The 20,113-nt window shown below is 69.6% G+C and carries 18 protein-coding genes; 8 read left to right on the forward strand and 10 right to left on the reverse strand.

Annotation, left to right across the window (positions count from 1 at the left end):
- Positions 1 to 190: 190 nt before the first annotated feature.
- From dnaB to ACWGLC_RS01195, 8 genes are all read right to left on the reverse strand, one after another.
- Positions 191 to 2,017 carry a replicative DNA helicase gene (gene dnaB, locus ACWGLC_RS01160; RefSeq protein WP_452098198.1) on the reverse strand — a complete coding sequence of 609 codons (1,827 nt, stop codon included), beginning with the start codon at positions 2,015 to 2,017 and terminating at the stop codon, positions 191 to 193.
- A 508-nt stretch (positions 2,018 to 2,525) separates the two neighbouring features.
- Positions 2,526 to 2,978 (reverse strand): 50S ribosomal protein L9, encoded by a 453-nt coding sequence (gene rplI / locus ACWGLC_RS01165; protein WP_344994456.1) that lies wholly within the window; start codon positions 2,976 to 2,978, stop codon positions 2,526 to 2,528.
- Positions 2,979 to 3,089: 111 nt separating this feature from the next.
- Complete coding sequence (locus ACWGLC_RS01170; RefSeq protein ID WP_295648304.1) at positions 3,090 to 3,674, reverse strand: single-stranded DNA-binding protein; 585 nt, start codon at positions 3,672 to 3,674, stop codon at positions 3,090 to 3,092.
- Positions 3,675 to 3,779: 105 nt separating this feature from the next.
- Complete coding sequence (gene rpsF / locus ACWGLC_RS01175) at positions 3,780 to 4,067, reverse strand: 30S ribosomal protein S6 (RefSeq protein ID WP_230929773.1); 288 nt, start codon at positions 4,065 to 4,067, stop codon at positions 3,780 to 3,782.
- 164 nt (positions 4,068 to 4,231) lie between these two features.
- On the reverse strand, positions 4,232 to 4,414 hold the full coding sequence (locus tag ACWGLC_RS01180) for a hypothetical protein (protein WP_452098199.1): 183 nt from the start codon (positions 4,412 to 4,414) through the stop codon (positions 4,232 to 4,234).
- Complete coding sequence (locus ACWGLC_RS01185; protein WP_452098200.1) at positions 4,411 to 6,000, reverse strand: glycosyltransferase family 87 protein; 1,590 nt, start codon at positions 5,998 to 6,000, stop codon at positions 4,411 to 4,413. Before ACWGLC_RS01185 ends, ACWGLC_RS01180 begins: the two co-directional genes overlap by 4 nt.
- 22 nt (positions 6,001 to 6,022) lie before the next feature.
- Positions 6,023 to 8,311: a transglycosylase domain-containing protein gene (locus tag ACWGLC_RS01190; protein WP_452098365.1), complete on the reverse strand. Its 2,289-nt coding sequence runs from the start codon at positions 8,309 to 8,311 to the stop codon at positions 6,023 to 6,025.
- 167 nt (positions 8,312 to 8,478) lie between these two features.
- The gene (locus tag ACWGLC_RS01195) at positions 8,479 to 8,928 is read right to left on the reverse strand and encodes a DUF5318 family protein (RefSeq protein WP_452098366.1); all 450 of its coding nucleotides are present in this window, start codon (positions 8,926 to 8,928) and stop codon (positions 8,479 to 8,481) included.
- A gap of 200 nt (positions 8,929 to 9,128) precedes the next feature.
- Between ACWGLC_RS01195 and ACWGLC_RS01200 the strand changes: the two genes are divergently transcribed.
- The 5 genes from ACWGLC_RS01200 (at position 9,129) to ACWGLC_RS01220 (ending at position 12,306) form a co-directional block, all read left to right on the forward strand.
- Entirely contained in the window at positions 9,129 to 9,680 is a 552-nt protein-coding gene (locus ACWGLC_RS01200; RefSeq protein WP_230929769.1) for a PadR family transcriptional regulator, read from the forward strand.
- Complete coding sequence (locus tag ACWGLC_RS01205; RefSeq protein WP_230929768.1) at positions 9,677 to 10,765, forward strand: inositol-3-phosphate synthase; 1,089 nt, start codon at positions 9,677 to 9,679, stop codon at positions 10,763 to 10,765. The genes ACWGLC_RS01200 and ACWGLC_RS01205 overlap by 4 nt, the downstream gene beginning before the upstream one ends.
- A gap of 22 nt (positions 10,766 to 10,787) precedes the next feature.
- Entirely contained in the window at positions 10,788 to 11,327 is a 540-nt protein-coding gene (locus ACWGLC_RS01210) for a hypothetical protein (RefSeq protein WP_452098201.1), read from the forward strand.
- Positions 11,328 to 11,432: 105 nt separating this feature from the next.
- On the forward strand, positions 11,433 to 12,107 hold the full coding sequence (locus tag ACWGLC_RS01215; protein ID WP_452098202.1) for a HemK2/MTQ2 family protein methyltransferase: 675 nt from the start codon (positions 11,433 to 11,435) through the stop codon (positions 12,105 to 12,107).
- Positions 12,091 to 12,306 carry a CDGSH iron-sulfur domain-containing protein gene (locus tag ACWGLC_RS01220; RefSeq protein ID WP_230929765.1) on the forward strand — a complete coding sequence of 72 codons (216 nt, stop codon included), beginning with the start codon at positions 12,091 to 12,093 and terminating at the stop codon, positions 12,304 to 12,306. Before ACWGLC_RS01215 ends, ACWGLC_RS01220 begins: the two co-directional genes overlap by 17 nt.
- A gap of 100 nt (positions 12,307 to 12,406) precedes the next feature.
- Here the strand turns inward: ACWGLC_RS01220 and ACWGLC_RS01225 are convergent, their stop codons facing one another.
- Positions 12,407 to 13,387, reverse strand: a complete 981-nt coding sequence (locus tag ACWGLC_RS01225) for an iron-containing redox enzyme family protein (protein ID WP_452098203.1) — start codon at positions 13,385 to 13,387, stop codon at positions 12,407 to 12,409.
- A 10-nt stretch (positions 13,388 to 13,397) separates the two neighbouring features.
- Positions 13,398 to 14,519 carry a hypothetical protein gene (locus ACWGLC_RS01230; protein WP_452098204.1) on the reverse strand — a complete coding sequence of 374 codons (1,122 nt, stop codon included), beginning with the start codon at positions 14,517 to 14,519 and terminating at the stop codon, positions 13,398 to 13,400.
- Between the two features lie 326 nt (positions 14,520 to 14,845).
- On the opposite strand from ACWGLC_RS01230, the gene fdh reads away from it, so the two are divergent.
- From fdh to nrfD, 3 genes are read left to right on the forward strand one after another with little or no spacing between them, the layout of a single operon-like run.
- Complete coding sequence (gene fdh / locus ACWGLC_RS01235) at positions 14,846 to 18,100, forward strand: formate dehydrogenase (protein WP_452098367.1); 3,255 nt, start codon at positions 14,846 to 14,848, stop codon at positions 18,098 to 18,100.
- A gap of 3 nt (positions 18,101 to 18,103) precedes the next feature.
- Positions 18,104 to 19,093 carry a 4Fe-4S dicluster domain-containing protein gene (locus ACWGLC_RS01240; protein WP_452098205.1) on the forward strand — a complete coding sequence of 330 codons (990 nt, stop codon included), beginning with the start codon at positions 18,104 to 18,106 and terminating at the stop codon, positions 19,091 to 19,093.
- Positions 19,093 to 20,106 carry an NrfD/PsrC family molybdoenzyme membrane anchor subunit gene (nrfD, locus tag ACWGLC_RS01245; RefSeq protein ID WP_452098206.1) on the forward strand — a complete coding sequence of 338 codons (1,014 nt, stop codon included), beginning with the start codon at positions 19,093 to 19,095 and terminating at the stop codon, positions 20,104 to 20,106. Before ACWGLC_RS01240 ends, nrfD begins: the two co-directional genes overlap by 1 nt.
- Positions 20,107 to 20,113: the final 7 nt, after the last annotated feature.

Here is a 20,113-nt window from a genome sequence, read left to right on the forward strand (position 1 = left end):
TTCCCCCTCCCCGAATGGGGCCGACGGCGCGACCTCTGGCTCAGTGAATCGCCTGTCAGTATTCGAGGTGGCGGGCCTGGGGCCTGCTGGCAGGAGATTCACTCTGACCCGCAGCCGCCACTGACAAATTAGTGGCACGCTACTGACACGGGTTTGGCAAACTGACACACTGTTTGGCAACCGACAGCAGCTACAACCCTCGCGCCATATCCACGAACCTCGAGTAGTGCAACTGGTGCGCCACCGTGATCGTGGACGTGGGACCACCACGGTGCTTACCCAGAATCAGGTCGGCCTCACCGGCCCGCGGGTCGTCGCGCTCGGTGGAGTCCGGGCGGTGCAGCAGCATGACGATGTCGGCGTCCTGCTCCAGCGAGCCGGACTCACGCAGATCGGAGACCTGGGGCCGCTTGTCCGTACGCTGCTCGGGGCCACGGTTCAGCTGGGAGATGGCGATCAAGGGCACGTCGATCTCCTTGGCAAGCAGCTTGAGCTGACGCGAGAACTCGGAGACCTCCTGCTGCCGCGATTCGACCTTCTTGCCCGAGGACATCAGCTGTAGGTAGTCCACCACGATCAGCCGCAGGTCGTGCTTCTGCTTGAGCCGCCGGGCCTTGGCGCGGATCTCCATCATGGTGAGGTTGGGCGAGTCGTCGATGTACAGCGGCGCCTCGGAGATCTCGCCCATCCGCCGCGCCATCCGGGTCCAGTCCTCGTCGCTCATGGTGCCCGACTTCATGTCGGACAACTTCACGCGGGCCTCGGCGCTCATGAGACGCATGACGATCTCGGTCTTGCTCATCTCCAGCGAGAACATGACCGAGGCCAGCCCGTTCTTGATGGAACACGACCGCATGATGTCCAGCCCGATGGTCGAATTGTGCGTGGGGATCCCGGTGGGGCCGGCGAGGTACAGGTGATCTGCCGCCGCCACCTCGATGCACCGGACCGGAACACTCTCCGCGCTACGTACATCGGTGATGACGCGGGTGCTGCGGCCCGAGTCGGGATGCTCGGGGATGACGATCCCGAAGTCGCACACCAGCATCAGGGTGTCGAGCGACTTGGTGGTGACCACCTGTTCGGTGCCGCCCATCTCGATACGCCACTCGTGCTCGGCATCGGCCACGATCTCCGCGCCGTCGCTGAAACGCACTGTGAAGCAGGGGCGGTCCTGCCACACCTCGGTCGCGCCGGTGACCTCGGTCGGCGTGCCGTCGACCCCCAGAACCCGATCGCCCACCGCGACCTCGCCCATCGTGGTCTCGCCGTCCGGCGTGGGTAGGACCGTGTCGAGAGCGAGGGCCTTACCGACGCCGGGTCGCGCGGCGATGATGATCATCTGTCCGCCGTGCAGACCGTTGGTGATGGAGTCGAGGTCCGCGAAGCCGGTGGGCACACCCTTGCTCAGCCCGCCGGCGGTGTGGATCGCGTCGATCTCGTCCATCGTCGGCTGCAGCAGCTCTTCGATGACCACGAAGTCCTCGGTGGTCCGGCGCTCCGTCACGTCGAAGATCTCGGCCTGCGCCCGGTCCACCACCTCGGCCACGTCGGCGCCCTCGGAGCCGGAATAGCCGTACTGCACGATCCGCGTGCCGGCGTCGACGAGTCTGCGCAGCACCGCCTTCTCCGAGACGATCTGGGCGTAGTAGCCGGCGTTGGCCGCCGTGGGCACAGTCGAGATGAGGGTATGGAGATAGGGCGCCCCGCCGGCCCGCCGCAGATCGCCGCGGCGCTCCAGCTCCGCGGCCACCGTCACCGCGTCCGCGGGCTCGCCCCGCGCGTAGAGGTCCAGGATCACGTCGTAGATCGCCTGGTGCGCCGGCTTGTAGAAGTCGTTCGGCTGGATCTCCTCCACCACATCAGCGATGGCGTCCTTACTCAGCAGCATGCCGCCGAGCACCGACTGTTCGGCGGTCAGGTCCTGCGGCGGGGTCCGCCCGAACTCTCCGCCACCGCCGCCGTCCTCGGGAGGCGGTGGCATATCGCCGGGATCGTCGTATCCCCCCTGCGCCATGACCGCTCCTCTCCGCTGTAGTGCTGATGTTGACGCCGTGCGTGGCCGTACCGCCGCTGCCGCCCGGGACACCGGCGCGCCCTCGCGACTCCTCCACTGTAGGGCACCGCTACGACACGCCCGGCTCACATCCCCCTGGGTTATCCACAGGCTTTTCCACAATCGCGAGTGCGGGGTTGTGGAGAACTGTGGATGGGCGTGAGTTATGCAGGAGCGATCTGGGCTCTGCTGTGGATAACCAGTGGAAATCGCAGGTCAGTTGGTATAAACCTGCAGGTCACCGGTATCGCCGCAGGTAGAGCGTCCGGTGGATTACTTCCGATACCACGTCACGATTGGGGACACAATGGATAACGAAAGATGAACCCGGGCAATCGTCCAGCCGACAAAACCGTAGCTTTCCTACCGAGTTATCCACAGGGCGTCCACAGCCCTTGCGTGCCTGCCGAAGTGCGAGGGCCCCGGCCGTCGTGGTGACGGCCGGGGCCCTCGGGCCTGGTCAGATCGATCAGGCGGGGACGACCTCCACCGCGACGCGCGCGGTGGTCTCGTGACCCAGGTCGACGACGACGCTGTGCGCGCCGGTCGACTTGATGTGCTCCTTGGGCATGTGCACCGAGCGCTTGTCGAGCGTGGGGCCACCGGCGGCCTTCACGGCCGAGGCGACATCGCCCGCGGTGACCGAGCCGAACAGCTTGCCGGTGTCGGAGGTCTTGACAGCGACCTTGACGTCGGCCAGCGACTCGAGCTTCTGCTTGAGCTCGTTGGCGTGGTCCGAGTCGCGCACCTCACGGGCCTCTTGGGCCCGCTTGATGGACTCGATCTGGCGCTCGGCGCCCGGGGTGGCCACGATGGCCAGCCCGCGCGGGAGCAGGAAGTTACGACCGTATCCGCCCTTGACCTCGACGATGTCGCCCGGAGCACCGAGCTTGTCGACGTCGGCGGTGAGGATCAGCTTCACGATCCGTCTACCTTTCTTCCCTCCGACGATCCGACCCGGGCCGGGTTGTCGCGAGGTCATGTCTCATGCTTGTGGGGTGGGGCGGGAAGTGCCCCTGGGAATCGACCCGATCTAAAACGGGGGCTCGTCTTCCATGCCGCCGAAGCCACCGGATCCGCCGGCCTGCGGGGCGCTGCCCCACGGGTCGTCGTTCTGCGGACGTCCCTGGCCTCCGCCATAGCCGCCCTGTGACTGGCCTCCACCGAAACCACCCTGCGGCTGGCCTCCGCCCTGGAAGCCGCCACCCTGGCCGCCCCCACCCTGGAAACCGCCACCCTGGCCGCCTTCGCGGGGGGTGCGGGTCACCTTGGCGGTGGCGTACTTCAGCGACGGACCGACCTCGTCGACCTCAACCTCATAGACGGTGCGCTTCTCGCCCTCACGCGTCTCGTACGACCGCTGCCGGAGCCGGCCGTTGACGATGACGCGCATGCCCTTCTGCAGCGACTCCGCGACGTTCTCCGCAGCCTGCCGCCAGACGTTGCAGGTAAGGAACAGGCCTTCGCCGTCCTCCCACTGGTTGGTCTGCGAATTGAAACGACGCGGCGTCGAGGCGATCCGGAAGTTCGCGACCGCAGCACCCGACGGCGTGAACCGCAGCTCGGGGTCCGCGACGATGTTTCCTACGACCGTGATCGGGGTATCGCCCTGTGCCATGCGCTTCTCCTCCGTGTAGAAGACCTGCGTGTGAAGTCCTGAGGTGGATGGTGGTCGAGGCCGACCGACCGCGCCCAGATTACCGGGCCGGTCGGACAGTCAGACTCACTTGTCGGCGCGCAGCACCTTGGTGCGGAGCACGTTCTCGTTCAGACCGAGCTGACGGTCGAGCTCCTTGACCGCGTCCGGGCTGGACTTGAGCTGCACGACGGCGTAGATGCCCTCGGACTGCTTGTTGATCTCGTAGGCGAAGCGGCGCTTGCCCCAGACATCGACCTTGTCGACCGAACCGCCCTCTTGCCGGATCACGTTCAGGAACGTATCCAGCGACGGCGCCACGGTGCGCTCGTCGAGACTCGGATCGAGGATGACCATTACTTCGTATTGACGCACGGGACCTCATCACCTCCTGTGGACTACAGATTCGGCCACGGTGTCTCCGTGGCAGGAGGGTCGTTGCGTCAGCAACCGTTCAAGGCTACCCCGTGCGGTACCGAGCGGCGAAATCCCGTTACCGCTGGCAGCGCGGACGTGGGTGCGGGTGGGCGCCCGGGAGGCTAGATGGCCATGGTCAGTGCCTGCGTCACCGGGATCACGGTGAGGAACAGGAACGCGGCGACCGTCCAGCCGATCCACACCCGCTGTCGCCAGCCCGCCCGGTAACCGCCGGCAGCGGTGACCATGCAGATGAACCCGATGAGGATGAAGGAGAACATCCAGATCATTTCGCTTGTGGTCATCGGTCGGCGTTCTCCTTCTGGGGCTTCTGCCCGGGGGTGATCGGGGCGGCCGGATCGGAGCCGACCCCGGGTGGTGTCGCGACGGGGCGATCGGTCGGGTCCGCGAGCACTCCGGCGAGCGGATCCGTCCCGTCCGGGTCGTCCCGGTGGCTCCGCCGGACCACGTCGAGGTCCGGGCGGTAGATCTCGGTGATCACCACCGCGCAGACCGCCACCACGAGCAGGCCGCGCACCAGGACGAGCACGTGGAACAGCTCGGGATCGATCCCCCGGTTGGCCACCCCGTGGAAGTACGACATGTGGGCGACCCACAGCAGGGCGTCGAACGCCATCCACGGCAGCAACAGCTTCACGCGCGGCACGGCGAGCACCGCCAGCGGGATCAACCACAGCGAGTACTGCGGGCTCCACACCTTGTTGGTGAGCAGGAAGATCGCCACGATGAGGAACGCCAGCTGCGCGACGCGCGGCGTGGTGGCCGCGGTCAGTCCGATCGCGAGTACCGCGACGCAGCCGAGCGCGAACAGCACCAGCGAGACGGTGTTCAGAGTCGCGGGCGCCTCGCCGGCGGCGCGGCCCGCGTCGAAGCCCGCCCAGCCGGTGAGCCCCTGGACCACGGCGTAAATGCTCTCAGGGTTCGCGGGCCGGTCCGAGTTGAGGCGGAAGAACTCTCGCCAGCCCTGCGGGAACGGGATCAGGATCGGCAGGTTGACCGCCAGCCAGGCGACCACCGCGGCGGCGAGCGCCTTCGCGAGTTCGACGAAACGTCGTCGCCGGATCGCCACCACGAGCAGGGCACCGAACAGGAAGAGCGGATACAGCTTGGCCGCCACGCCCAGTCCCAGCACGACGCCGGCCCAGACGGGGCGGCGGCGTGCCCACAGCAGCAAGGCGACGGAGGCCAGTGCGACGGCCATGACGTCGTAGTTGGTGAACGCCTGGAAGATCACGAGCGGGCTGGCCGCCATGAGCAGCGTGTCCCAGGGTCGGCGCCCGGCCGACCGATAGGTCGCCCACACGGCGACCATCCACATGATGGCCAGCAGCACCGCGCCCAGGACGAAGTACTTCACCACCTCGATGGGCCCACCGGGGAAGACCGCCTGCCACGCCTGCGCGCCTTGCGCGGTGACGTACTGGAACAGCCCCGAGATCACGGGGTACTCCATGAAGCGGACCTCGCCGGCATCGGTCGTCCACGTGTACTTGTAAGGGAACGCCCCCGCGCTCAGGCCCTCGGCGGAGTACAGCGGCAGCGGGTCGGCGTAGCAGGCCTTGTAGTACTGGCGTCCGTCCCACATGAGTCCGGGCTGCGACCCGTCGGTGGGGTGGGAGGTCTCCAGACAGGCGGCCTTCGAGAAGAAACCGAACGCCAGGAAGATCACGGCGAAGAGCATGACCACGCGCAGCGGCGTCCAGAAGCGCTGGCGGCCGACCGCGGCATGCCTGCCGACCGGCCCGCCCCACGCGTCGAGAACGGTGGCCGCCGGGCCGTCGCCGGGGCGGACGCGCTCCTGCGGGGACAGCGAACGGAGGTCCTCGTCGAGCGGCAGCGGAGAGAGGCGACCGTTGCTCAGCACGGCCACACTCTAGTCCACGGCGCGGGCGTCAGGCCTCGCCGCCGGCACCGCCGCCTCCGCCGGTCCCGCCACCACCAGCGTTGCCTCCGCCACCGGTGTCACCGCCGGTGCCCGCCCCGGCGCCGCCCGGATCCGGGGCGGTTCCGGGCTGCGCCGGGGCCGGCTGACCGCCACCGGCGCCGGGGATCACGATCTCGGGAAGTCCCGGGACCTGGATCGTCAGCGGGGGCGCCGCGGGCGCGGGCGGCTGCGGGGTGGGCTCGTCCGGGACGACGGGCGCGGGCTGGGTCTGGGTGGCCGTGGCCCCGCCGCCGCCACCGGCCGAGCTGGAGCCCGAGGACTCCCAGGAGGGTGCGCCCGCCTGGCCGCCGATCATGCCGGGTGTGGGGAACTGCTCCCAGTCGCTGCCCGACAGCGCGCCGTCCATCACGGACTTCCAGATGTCGGCGGGCAGCCCGGAGCCGTACATGGTCCCGCCGTAGGCGTTGAACAGCGGCTTGTTGTCGTCCGTACCCACCCAGACCGCCGTGGCGATGGAGGGGGTGTAGCCGACGAACCAGGCGTCCTTGTTGTAGCCAGTGTCCCCGAGCTGTGTGGTTCCGGACTTGGCGGCGGAGGGCCGACCGCCGGCCAGCGTGTGACCGTTGGAGTAGGCAGCGATCGGCGCCATCGCGGAGGTCAGGTTGTTGGCCACGTCGGCGTCGATGACCTCCTCGCCCTCCGGCGAGGAGTTGTCGAGCAGGACCTCGCCCTCGGCGGTCTCGACCCGCTCGATGAAGTGGGCCGGCCGGTAGACGCCCTCGTCGGCGAAGGTGGCCAGCGCGTTGGCCATGTCGCGCACGCGGATCGGGTACTGGCCCAGGATGATGCCGTCGTACGGGTCGCTGCCCTGCTCGGTCAGCGTCTCCCACTCGAGGCCGGGGATCTGCTTGGCGACACCGGCGCGGTGCGCGATCTCGCGGGTGTCGTTGGCGCCGTTGTCGAGCATCCGCTGGAGGCGGATGAACGAGGTGTTGAGCGACATCTTGAGGGCCTGCGCCACCGAGCACGAACCACAGGACTGGCCGCCCACGTTGGTGACGGTGACGTTGCCGGTGGTGACGGGTGCCGAGGACACCGTGGTCCCCAGACCGATGCCCTGCTCGAGGGCGGCGGCCACGCCGAAGATCTTGAAGACCGAGCCGGTCTGGAGCGGGGCGTTGGCGTAGTCCCAGCCCTCGGCCTCATCGCCGCCGTAGTAGCCGATCACGCCGCCGGTGCGGGGGTTGACCGAGACCACGGCGGTGCGGGTGTCCGCGTTCTCGCCCTGCATGTTGTTGCGGACCCCGTCGAGGACGGACTCCTGCGTTTGACGATCGATCGTGGTGACGATCTTCAGACCGCGGGTGTTGAGCATCTGCTCGTCGATACCGGCCATCGCCAGCTCGGCCAGGACCTGCCGACGGATCGGGCCGTTGCTCGGGTCGCCGACGTTCTGCTCGATGGCCTGCGGGTCCTCCACGACCTGCGGGAACACGGCGTTGGCGCGCTGCTGCGCGTCGATGGCGCCCATGTCGCGCATGCCGTCCATGACGTAGTTCCAGCGCCCCTCCGAGGCGGCGGCGTTGTTGAGCGGGTCCAACGCGGACGGCGACTGGATGACGCCGGCAAGCAGCGCACCCTCCTCAACGGTGAGGTTCTCGACGGGCTTGTTGAAGTAGGCGTTCGACGCGGCGGCGATGCCGTAGGCGCCGCGGCCGAAGTAGATGGTGTTGAGGTAGGCCTCGAGGATCTGGTCCTTCGACCACTCCTGCGTCATCTTGGCCGCGATGATGATCTCTTTGGCCTTGCGCTCGTAGGTGACCTCGTCGCCGACCATCGTGTTCTTGACGTACTGCTGAGTGATGGTGGAGCCACCGCCCGCGGTGGACTCACCGGTGACCTGCCCGATCACCGCACGGCCGATGCCGGTGGGGTCGTAGCCCTCGTTGGTGTAGAAGCTGCGGTCCTCGGCGGCGATCACCGCGTTGCGCACGTGCACGGGGATCATGTCGATGTTGACGAGCGTGCGATTGCCCTCCGGCGGCACGATGCGGCCGATGAGCGTGGTGCCGTCGCTCTCGTAGATCTCGGAGATCTGGTTGGTGGCGACGCTGCCGGGGCGCGGCACGTCGGTGCGGGAGTAGGCCACCCCCACGATCACCGCCGGGATGACCAGGACGACGACGACGAGGAGGATCAGAGTCGTCCAGACAGGGTGACGACGGGCCCAGCCGCGCCGCGCGGAATCGTCGTGATCCCCGTCAGCGCTGCGGTCCTTCTGATCACTTCGCGACATCATCTATCCTCCTGCGAGCAGGTCCGACCCGTCCGGGCGACCCCCGGTGGCGGTGCTCTGGCCTCCATTGTGTACGACAAACGGCTCATCGAAGAACCGTCGCACGTCACAGGACATTCCCGAGGGGTCGACGAAAGCCGTCGCGCGGCGACTCGTCGAATCGGGACTCAGGGGCGGCGGCGCAGCTCCCGGGCGGCCCGGCGGGTCCGTCTGCCCGTGCCCTCCGGCAGGCCCACCTCGTACGAGAGCACCAGGTGATTCCACGAGCAGCTACGGCACACCTCCACCACGTGGACGGTGAATTGGTCGTGGGTCAGGGCAAGTTGCTCGATCTCCTCGTCGCTGCGGGCCGAGCCCGAGGAGGAGCCGAGGTCGTCGCCGAACACCCACGACACCTCCGTGAGGTTCTCCTTGCGGCACACCGGGCAGACGGTCTCGGTGGTCTCGCCGTGGAACCCGGCCGCGCGCTGGAGGTACACGTCCGCGTCGCACACCTCGCGCAGCGACAGCCCGCCCGCCTGCAGTTCGGCCAGCACGCCCCGTCGGCGCAGCGCGAAGTTCACCACCCGTCGACGCTGGAGCGCCGCACGGCCGGCGGGTTCCTCCGTCCCCGGCACGGGGCCGGGTCGCGGGTCGCGGAAGTCGGCCTGGTCCACGAGGCCAGCCTACGACCCCGGGCCCGGACCGGGCGCGGACCGGGCGGACTCGTGGAGGCGATGCCACAGCGGGTTATATCGGTTCGATACATCACGGGGTGTAGCATCGACCGTCGTCGCAGGCGGACACCCGCAGGCGAGAACACGAAAGGAGGAGATGGGTGCTCGAACTCGCCATTCTGGGCCTGCTCGACGAGCGGCCGATGCACGGCTACGAGCTGCGTAAGCGACTGTCCGAGATGCTCGGCACGGTCCGCACCGTCTCCTTCGGTTCGTTGTATCCGACCCTGCGCCGCCTCCAGCAGCAGGGCGACATCGTCGAGGACGCCTCGGCCGCCACGGTCACGCGCCCACCCGCCACCGCGCGGCGCGGGCGCAAGACCTACCGCATCACCACGCGGGGCAAGGACTCCCTGGCAGCGCTGCTCGACGAGCCCGGCACGGCGTCGTTCACCGACGACGGCTTCGGGGTGCACCTGGCCTTCTTCGACCGCACGCCCGGGCCCGCCCGGGTGCGCCTGCTCGAGGGCCGGCGCCGGGTGTTGGAGGAACGCCGCGAGGGCCAGCGCGACGCCGCCGCACGCACCGGCCCCACCGAACTGCGCTACGCCCGGCAGCTCACCCTGCTCGGACTCGAGACCAGCGAACGCGAGCTGCGGTGGATCAACGAACTCATCCAGACAGAGAACCCATCACAAGGAGAACCCCAATGACCGACCAGAAGGTGCGCGTCGCGATCGTCGGCGTCGGCAACTGCGCGTCCTCGCTCGTGCAGGGCGTGGAGTACTACAAGGACGCGGCGGTCGACTCGACCGTCCCCGGCCTCATGCACGTCAAGTTCGGCGACTACCACGTCAACGACGTCGAGTTCGTCGCCGCGTTCGACGTGGACGGCAAGAAGGTCGGCATGGACCTCGCGGAGGCCATCCTCGCCTCCGAGAACAACACCATGAAGCTCTGCGACGTGCCGCCCACCGGCGTGTCCGTCCAGCGCGGCCCGACCCTCGACGGCCTGGGCAAGTACTACCGCGAGACCATCGAGGAGTCCCCCGCCGAGGCTGTCGACGTGGTGCAGGCGCTCAAGGACGCCCGCGTCGACGTGGTGGTGTCCTACCTGCCCGTCGGCTCCGAGGAGGCCGACAAGTTTTACGCGCAGTGCTGCATCGACGCCGATGTCGCCTTCGTCAACGCCCTGCCCGTGTTCATCGCCTCGGACCCCGAGTGGGCCGAGAAGTTCCGCGCCGCGGGCGTCCCGATCGTCGGTGACGACATCAAGTCGCAGGTCGGCGCCACCATCACCCACCGCGTGATGGCGAAGCTGTTCGAGGACCGCGGCGTCGCGCTGGACCGCACCTACCAGCTCAACGTCGGCGGCAACATGGACTTCAAGAACATGCTCGAGCGGGAGCGTCTCGAGTCCAAGAAGGTCTCCAAGACCCAGGCCGTGACCTCCAACCTCGAGGGCTCCCTCAAGGGCAAGATCCACGACCGCAACGTGCACATCGGCCCGTCGGACCACGTCGAGTGGCTGGACGACCGCAAGTGGGCGTACGTTCGTCTCGAGGGACGCGCCTTCGGTGACGCGCCGCTGAACCTCGAGTACAAGCTCGAGGTGTGGGACTCCCCCAACTCGGCCGGCATCATCATCGACGCCGTCCGCGCGGCCAAGATCGCCAAGGACCGCGGCATCGGCGGACCGATCCTGCCCGCCTCGGCCTACCTGATGAAGTCCCCGCCGGAGCAGATGCCGGACGACAAGGCCCGCGCCGAGCTCGAGGCCTTCATCATCGGGGCCTGACCCGCGAGAGAAATCGGAACACATGAACCACACCGCGACGAACCGCCCGCACACCACCACGGGACGTCGCCGTGTCCCGGCCGTCATCGCACTCGCGGTGGCGGCCGGGCTCGCGCTCGCCGCCTGCTCCGCCGACCCGGTGGACGACCCGGACACCTCGCCGACGGGGTCGACGACGACGGTGTCGTCGTCCTCCCCCACCACCTCGACCCCCGCGGCGACGGCCGATCCCGTCTCGGCGCCGGCCACCACCACGACCCCCGCGCCCGCCCCGGCCCCCGCGCCCGAGCTGCCCGCCAACGTCGTGAGCACCGGCGGGCCCTGCCACATGGTGGGCGAGGTCGCCCAGGCCGAGGACGGCTCGCCGCTGTTCTGCACCGAGGACCCCCTCGCCGGGCCGCTGTGGCAGCCCGCGGGCGGAGTCGAGGCAGGCATCGGGCAGGCGCGGCCCGGCGGCCCGTGTTCGCAGGAGGGTATCGCCGTGCCTGGGCCCGAGGGCACCATCCTCACCTGCGCCCTCACCGGCGGCGGCGACGTGCCCGGCGGGTTGTACTGGAAGTAGGCGCCGAGACCCGTCGGCGCGTGCGCCGGCCCGTGCCGTCCGGTTGCGGCACCGCGGGGGTCGGGATTGACTCGTGGCCTCACCCGCGATCCGACCGGAGGCGAGATGGCAGCACCACTACGCAGCACCATTCCCCTGCAGGTGACCGACGGTGTCTATGCGCCGCAGGAGGACTCCTGGCTGCTGAGCGGCGTGCTCGAGGCCAGCGGGCTGGCCGAGGGGCGGCGTGTCCTCGACATCTGCACCGGCAGCGGGGTGCTCGCACTCGAGGCCGCCAGGCTGGGGGCCCGGGAGGTCCTCGCGTTTGACCTGTGTCCCGCCGCGGTGGAGTGTGCCTCCGGCAACGCGGCGGCCAGCGGGCTCCCCGTCGAGGTCCGGCTCGGCACGCTGCAGGACGCCGCGCAGCACGGGCCCTTCGACCTCGTGGTGACCAACCCGCCCTACGTGCCGTCGACGCTGCCGCCGGCCGGGACCGGACCCGACCGCGCGTGGGACGCCGGGGCCGACGGTCGGGTGGTGCTCGACGAACTCTGCGCCCTCGCGCCGGGGCTGATCGCGCCCGGGGGCGCCCTGCTGCTCGTCCAGTCGGAGTTCTCCGCGCCCCAGCAGACCGTGCAGATGCTCACCGACTCGGGCTTCATCGCCCACACCGCGGCCCGCCAGATGATCGACTTCGGTCCGGTGATGACCGCGCGGGCCGGCGAGCTCGAGGCGTCCGGCCTGCTCGAGCCCGGCCGGCGGACGGAGGAGCTGGTGGTGATCCGTGCCCACCGCGTCTGACCGCGAGCCCCGGGTCGTCCGCGTGGTGCCGGGCGGGCCCGTCCTCGTGGAGGGCCCCGTGGAGATCGTCACCCCCGACGGCGAATGTGTGAGCTCGGACCGCTTCATGGTGGCGGTCTGCGCGTGCCGACGCAGCCGGAACTACCCGCTGTGCGACACCAGTCATCGCAAGAAGGTCCGGCCCACGGACGACGACTGAGCGCCGGTCAGGCGGCGGTTCGAGTTCGGTCGGGCCGCGGCCGGGCGGCGGTCGCGTTTCCACGGGCCGCGGTCGGGAGGCGACCCGAGTCCAGCCTGGCTCAGGCCACCAGCGACGATTCCCCGCGCCGCCACGCCGCAACCAACCGGTCACCCGCGAGGTCGTCGAGATACGCGAGTGACCGCATCCCGAATACCACGTCGGCGGCCAGCTCGGGCTCCCGGCGGAGCAGGTCCCCGATCACGTCGTGTCGCATGACCTGCTCGTGCACGGCGTCGGCCTCGACGTGCTCTGCGTAGAAGTGCACGCACTCCTCTGGCGCCTCCAGACGCCGCAACCCCGCGACGAACCGGGCCGACCCGGGTGACGACGTGATCTCGATGGCCGCGAAGTGCCCGAGCGTCGCGCCCCGCCTCGAGCGGTGCAGGCCGAGCAGCGACATGAGGTTGACGGTCGCCAGCGTCTCTGCAGGCACCCGGTCGAGATATGCGAGATAGGTCGGGTCGAGGTCCGCGGCCGTCATGAGGTCCGCCCACAGCTGCTGGTGCACGCGGTCGCCGCGCCCACCGCCGTATTCGTCGAACTCCACGGCGACGAATGCCGCCTTGGCCTGCCCCTGGATCCGCGGGATCGCCCAGGCGTGGGGATCGCCCTCCTTGAGGTGGTAGAGCGAGCGGTGCGCGAAGTACTCCCGCATCTGGTCCCAGGTCCCCTCGTCCTTCAGGAACCAGGACGGCCCCGTCCCCGAGGTGGTCTCCACGGACAACGCGTCCATCTCGGCGACCGGATCGTCACCCGGCTCGACGTTGTCGCGGAGATACGCGAGGAAGCTCGCCTCCAGCGCGGCACGCAGCCGCAGCAGTTCCGGGTCCCACTCGAGCCCGGCGTCCACGCCGGCGAAACCTCGGTAGTGCAGCTCGTAGAGCGTCTGCAAGGCGAGTTGAAGATCCCGACCCATCGGATCGGAGGACACCACCGGCAGCGCCGAGGTGTCGCCGGAGGACAGCGCCGCGACGACCGCGTCCGACAGCTCGCCGCAAGCTTCCGGCAACGTCGGGGCGGAGACGGTCATGATGGTCATGGCCCCTTGTCTACCCCCTCCGCCGGTCGTCCTCCACCGCGTCGCGACCGCTGTCGCCGCCCCGGCCTTCGTCGTCGCTCCCGCCGTCGTCGTGTTCGCGCTCGATCCGCTCCTGCTCCTGCTGTTCGCGTCGGTCGGATTCGCGCTTGGCGTAGTTGTCGAACATCTTGCGTCTCTCATGCCACCTCAGGCTGTAGGTGGCCTCGCGGACGGAGTCCTCGTTGTCGAAGTTCGAGCCGAGTGCGCCGGCGAACGCACCGAGGCAGCTGGAGAGCCAGGCGAGGTGGACGTAGTCCATCAGCCGCACGGGCCTGCCGAGCTGGTTCTGCAGGTAGTCAGCGTCCATCACCGCGAGCGCGAGCAGGAACATCGCCGCCAGCAAACCGACGTACATGATGCCCACGCCGGTCCCGACGGTGAGGACCGTGGCGGCGTTGTCCATCCGCCGGTTAGCCGGGGTGACCTCGTCGTCGCCCGAGTTCCACAGGCCGTTGCGCAGGATGAGCCAGGTCACGAGTGTGAGAACACTCAACAGGCTGATGAGGAGCAGGCGGAGTGGATGCAGCTCCACGGCCAGCGAGGCGATGCTGCCGTAGAAGATGCCGAAGGCACCGGAGCCCGCGCCGGCCGCGACCACACCGGACAGCGCCGTCATCATGCGCGCGGGCCTGTTGTTGAGCACCATGCCCCCCAGCAGGCGCATCTCGGAACCGAAGCCGCGCTGCTCGGGGGGCGGGAGGTCATCGGTGCCGGGCGCACCCAGCCCGTCCCGATGGATACCGGAACTCACCAGCCGCAGGGCGAGCTTCCGTAACCTCGACCGCACCCGGAACGCGCCGAGCACCGGCATGCTCACCAGCGCCGCGGCGGTGGAGCCGCTGACGTCGTAGAGCAGCGGAATCCCCTGAGGGCGGGTGGGGAGATCTGCCAGATACAGCACGAAGTCCCAGTCATGTTCCTGCAGCAACCGGGGCGCGTGGTCGGTGAGACGAATCTCACCGTCAGGCCCGAGCGGGAGCGTCTCCTGGCCGGACTCCACCCGCCACCGGCCCCCGAGCTCCCGGGTCAGGTCGTCAGCGAGCTCGTCCGCGATCGCCGCCGCCACCATGCTGGGCATTCCTGGATCGGCCATGAGTCCGACGGTTGCGAGGCTCTCCTCCCCACTGTTCCGCCTGGCCTTCGCCGCGGCGGCCGCCTGTTCGCCCGGAGGCGGCACCCCGGCCACCTCGTCCTCGCTGCCCGTCTTGTCTCCGTCAGTCGGTCTAAGATCGTCCACCCCCTCCATCATGCTGCCGATTGCCCACAACGGAACCGGTTGCGACTGGATGATCGGTCAAACGGTTGCGGTAACTGGCGTGACTGGCGTTACATGGGCGGTGGTCAACGAGTCTGGAGGTGTCGATGTCGCCGCACGAGCCCCACTCCCCGCCCCAGCCGGGGCGTCCGTCCCGGCCGACGCTGGCGCGGCGGGGCGCCCCGCAGAACTGGCCCGTCTGGCGCCAGCTCACCGGCGGCGACCTCCTCGGGCGGGGCGCGGCCACCCGGTCCCGACGCCACCTCGAGATCACCCCACGTACCGCCACCGCCGACGCAGTGGTCAAGAGCGTGTGTCCGTTCTGTGCGGTCGGCTGCGCGCAGAACGTCTACGTCAAGGACGGGCGGGTCATCCAGATCGAGGGCGACGACGACAGCCCCGTCTCCCGCGGCCGCCTCTGCCCCAAGGGATCGGCGAGCAAGCAGCTCGTAACCAATCCCGGCCGGATCACCACCGTGCTGCACCGCAAGCCGTACGCCACCGAGTGGGAGGAACTCGACCTCGACACCGCGCTGGAGATGGTCGCGGACCGCGTGCTCGACTCCCGTGAGCGGTTCTGGGAGGAAACCGACGCGAACGGCGACACCGTCCGGCGTACCCGCGGGGTCGCCAGCCTCGGCGGGGCGACGCTGGACAACGAGGAAAACTACCTCATGAAGAAGCTCTACACGGCGCTCGGCGCCATCGAGGTGGAGAACCAGGCCCGCATTTGACACTCCTCCACCGTTCCCGGTCTGGGAACCTCATTCGGGCGTGGTGGTGCCACGAACTACCAGCAGGATCTCGCGAATTCCGACTGCATAGTCATCCAGGGTTCCAACATGGCCGAGGCCCATCCCGTCGGCTTCCAGTGGGTGATGGAGGCCCAGCGTCGGGGCGCCACGGTGATCCACGTCGACCCCCGGTTCACGCGGACCAGCGCCAAGGCCGACCTGCACGTCCCGATCCGCGCAGGCGCCGACATCGCGTTCCTCGGCGGGCTCATCAACTACGTCCTCACCCACGACGCGTGGTTCCACGAGTACGTAGTCGCGTACACGAACGCGCCGATGCTCATCGACGAGGAGTTCCTCGACACCGAGGACCTGGCCGGGGTGTTCTCCGGCTTCGATGACGAGGGCAACCAGTACGAGGTCGACTCGTGGCAGTACGAGGGCGCGCACGACCAGCGACCGCACGAGAGCGGCGGCGCCGACGACGGCACCGAGCAGAACCCCACCGAGGTCGCGGGATCCGGTGGCGCCCGGGCGTCCTCGACCACCGCCGCCCCGCCGCGGGACGACACGTTGCAGGATCCCCGCTGCGTCTTCCAGATCCTCAAGCGGCACTTCAGCCGCTACACGCCGGAGATGGTGGAGCGCACCTGCGGTGTGTCCGCCGACGACTTCCTTCGTGTGGCCCGGACGTTGGCGGAGAACTCCGGCCGCGACCGCACCTCGGCGTTCTGCTACGCGGTCGGCTGGACCCAGCACACGGTCGGTGTGCAGTACATCCGCACCGCGTCGATCCTCCAGCTACTCCTGGGCAACATCGGGCGGCCCGGGGGCGGGATCATGGCGCTGCGCGGGCACGCCAGCATCCAGGGCTCCACCGACATCCCGACCCTGTACGACCTGCTGCCCGGCTACCTGCCGACCCCCAACGCCTCGCACCACCACGACCTCGACTCCTACGTGGGCACCGATGCGGAGGCCAAGGGCTTTTGGGGCAATATGCGGTCGTACACCGTGAGCCTGCTCAAGGCGTGGTGGGGCGACGCGGCGACCGCGGAGAATGACTACTGCTTCGGCCACCTGCCGCGCCTCACCGGCAAACACGACTCGACCTCGACGGTGCAGCGACAGATCGACGAGGGCGGTGGCGGCTACTTCCTCGTCGGCGAGAACCCGGCCGTGGGCACGGCCAACGGCCGGATGCAGCGCGCCGGCCTGGCGAATCTCGACTGGCTCGTGGTGCGGGACCTGGTGATGATCGAGAGCGCCGACTTCTGGAAGTCCGGCCCCGAGATCGAGACCGGAGAGATGCGCACCGAGGACATCGGTACCGAGGTGTTCTTCTTCCCCGCCGCCAACCACGTGGAGAAGAAGGGCTCGTTCACCAATACCCAACGCATGCTGCAGTGGCGCCATCAGGCGGTCGAGCCGCCCGGGGACGCCCGCAGCGAGTTGTGGTTCTACTTCCACCTGGGCCGCATACTCAAGGAGCGGCTGGCCGACTCCACCGACCCGCGGGACCGGGCCCTGCAGGACCTCACGTGGGACTACCCCATGGAACACGGCACCGACGAGCCCGACGCCGAGTCGGTGCTGGCCGAGATCAACGGCCGCCGCGCCGACGGCGAGCCGCTGTCGACGTACACCCAGCTCGCCGACGACGGCTCCACCCGCTGCGGCTGCTGGATCTACTGCGGCGTGTACGCCGACGGCGTCAACCAGGCCGCGCGCCGCAAGCCGCGGCACGAACAGAACGAGTTGGCCCTGGAGTGGGGCTGGGCATGGCCGGCCAACCGGCGGATCCTCTACAACCGCGCCTCCGCCGACCCCGAGGGGCGGCCGTGGAGCGAGCGCAAGGCGCTACTGCGATGGGACCCGGACGCCGACGACGGCGCCGGCCGATGGGTCGGCGACGACGTGCCCGACTTCGAGGCGGGCAAGGCGCCCGACTACGAGCCGCCGGAGGGCGCGGTCGCGGAGGCCGCCATCGGCGGCGCGGAGCCGTTCATCATGCAGGACGACGGTCGCGGCTGGCTCTACGCGCCCCGGGGTTTGGCGGACGGGCCGATGCCCGCGCACTACGAACCTCCAGAGTCACCCACCCGCAACCCGATCTACCCCGAGCAGAACTCCAACCCCGCCGGGCATGCGCGGCCCGGCCCGTACAACATGACCCAACCGGGCCACGGAGAGCCGGGCAGCGAGGTGTTCCCCTACGTCTTCGGCACCTACCGCCTCACCGAACACCACACCGCCGGGGCGATGAGCCGGACGCTGCCGTACCTGTCCGAACTGCAGCCGGAGTTCTTCTGTGAGGTCAGCCCCGAGCTGGCCGCCGAGCGGGGCCTGGAGAACGGCGGCTGGGCCACCATCGTCACTTCACGCTCGGCTATCGAGGCGCGGGTGCTGGTGACGCGCCGGATGCGACCACTCCTCATCGACGGCGCCACGCTCCACCAGATCGGCCTGCCCTACCACTGGGGCGGCAACGGCGTGAGCATCGGCGACCCGGCCAACGACCTGCTGCCGCAGAACCTCGACCCCAACGTGTCGATCCCGGCGACCAAGGCCACGAGTTGTGACATCGTCGCGGGACGACGTCCGCGCGGCCCCGCGCTCCTCGAGTTCGTCGAGGGTTATCGTCGCCGAGCGGGAATCCGCACCGAACCGGGAACGGAGAGCTGATCCATGTCCGCCTTCCTGTCCGACCTCGGACGGTCCTTCTTCGGTGACGTCGACCCCGCCGTCGACGGCGGCTACGAGGACCCGCCGCCGCGCAAGGGCTTCTTCACCGACACCTCGGTGTGCATCGGCTGCAAGGCCTGCGAGGTGGCGTGCAAGGAGTGGAACCTCATCCCCGAGGACGGCCTCGAGCTCACCGGGAACTCGTACGACAACACCGGCTCACTCGGCTCGTCCACGTGGCGGCACGTGGCGTTCATCGAGCAGGAGGTGCCGGCCCGCCTGGCCGCGGCGAGCCCGGCTCCCGATACCGGGACCGGCGCCGGGCTCGGGGCCGCGCCCCCGGTCGATCTGGGCCTGCCCACGTCGACCCTGCCCGGAGACACTGCAGACGCTGGGGACGCCACCGACTTCCGGTGGCTCATGGAGTCGGACGTGTGCAAGCACTGCACTCACGCGGCGTGCCTCGACGTGTGTCCGACCGGCGCGCTCGCGCACACCGAGTTCGGCACCGTCGTGGTGCAGAACGACATCTGCAACGGCTGCGGCTACTGCGTCTCCGCCTGCCCGTACGGGGTCATCGAGCGACGCCCCGGCCCCGCGGGCGACCCCGCCGTGGGGATCGCCCAGAAGTGCACCCTCTGCTACGACCGGCTCACCGAGGGGATGACCCCCGCGTGCGCCAAGGCCTGCCCCACCGACTCGATCCAGTTCGGTGACCTCGATGAACTACGCGAGCGGGCCGTCGGGCGTCTGGACCAGCTCGTCGAGGCCGGGGAACCCCGCGCCCAGCTGTACGGCCACGACGCCCGCAACGGCGTCGGCGGCACCGGGGCGTTCTTCCTGCTCCTCGACGACCCCGAGGTGTACGGTCTGCCGCCGGATCCCGTGGTGACCACGCGTCACGCCCCGGCGATGTGGCGACAGGCCGCGCTCGCCGCCGCGACACTGCTCGGCGGCGCGGTGGTCGCCTTCGCCGCCGGGGGACGACCCTGATGACCGACTCTGAACAGCGTTCGCGTACCCGCCGGCGTCGCCGCGGGGGGCGCGAGCAGCTCATGGTCCCGGAGGCGGAGTTCCAGTCCTACTACGGCAAGCCCATCGTCAAGGCCCCGCCGTGGGAGGCCGACATCCCCGCCTACCTGTTCCTCGGCGGCCTCGCGGCGGGGTCCTCGCTGCTCGCCGCGGGTGCGGATCTCGCCGGACTCCCCGCGCAGCGGCGTTCCGCGCGGGTGGTGGCGCTGGGCGGCATCACGGCCAGCCTGTACTTTCTCGTCAACGACCTGGGTCGCCCGGAGCGCTTCCACCACATGTTGCGGGTGTTCAAGCCGACCTCGCCGATGAGCGTGGGGACCTGGATCCTGTCCGCCTACGGGCCGTTCGTCGGCCTCGCCCTCGGCCGCGAGGTCGTCCCCCTGCTCCCTGGACGACTCGCCGGGGTGCTGCCGATCGGCCTCATCGACCGCGCGTCCAGGCCCGCCGGGATCGTCGCCGCCGCCATCGCGCCGGCCGTCGCCTCCTACACGGCGGTCCTCCTCACCGACACCGCCGTGCCGAGCTGGCACGAGGCCCGTCACGAACTGCCCTTCGTCTTTGTCGGCAGCGCCGCCGCCGCGTCCGGGGGCGTCGGCATGCTCCTCAACCCACTGCACGAGACCGGGCCCGCGCGCCGCCTCGCGGTCGGCGGCGCCCTGCTGGAACTCGGCGCCGAGCAGTTCATGCAGCGCTCGATGGGGATCACCGCGGAGCCACTCCACCGGGGCCGAGCCGGCAGATACCACGCCGCCGCCCGCGCGCTCACCATCGTCGGAGCGGTCGGCGCGGTCCTCGGCAGACGCAGCCGCGTGGCCTCGGCCATCTCGGGTCTCGCACTGGCGGCCGGCTCTGCGTCCACCCGGTGGGCCGTGTTCCACGCCGGCATGGAGTCGACCAAGGACCCGAAGTACACCGTCGTGCCACAGCGACAGCGTCGCGACGCCCGAGGCGGTGGCGAAGCCCTCAGCAAGTAAGGCCACC

It is taken from the genome of Dietzia sp. NPDC055877, assembly GCF_053615975.1.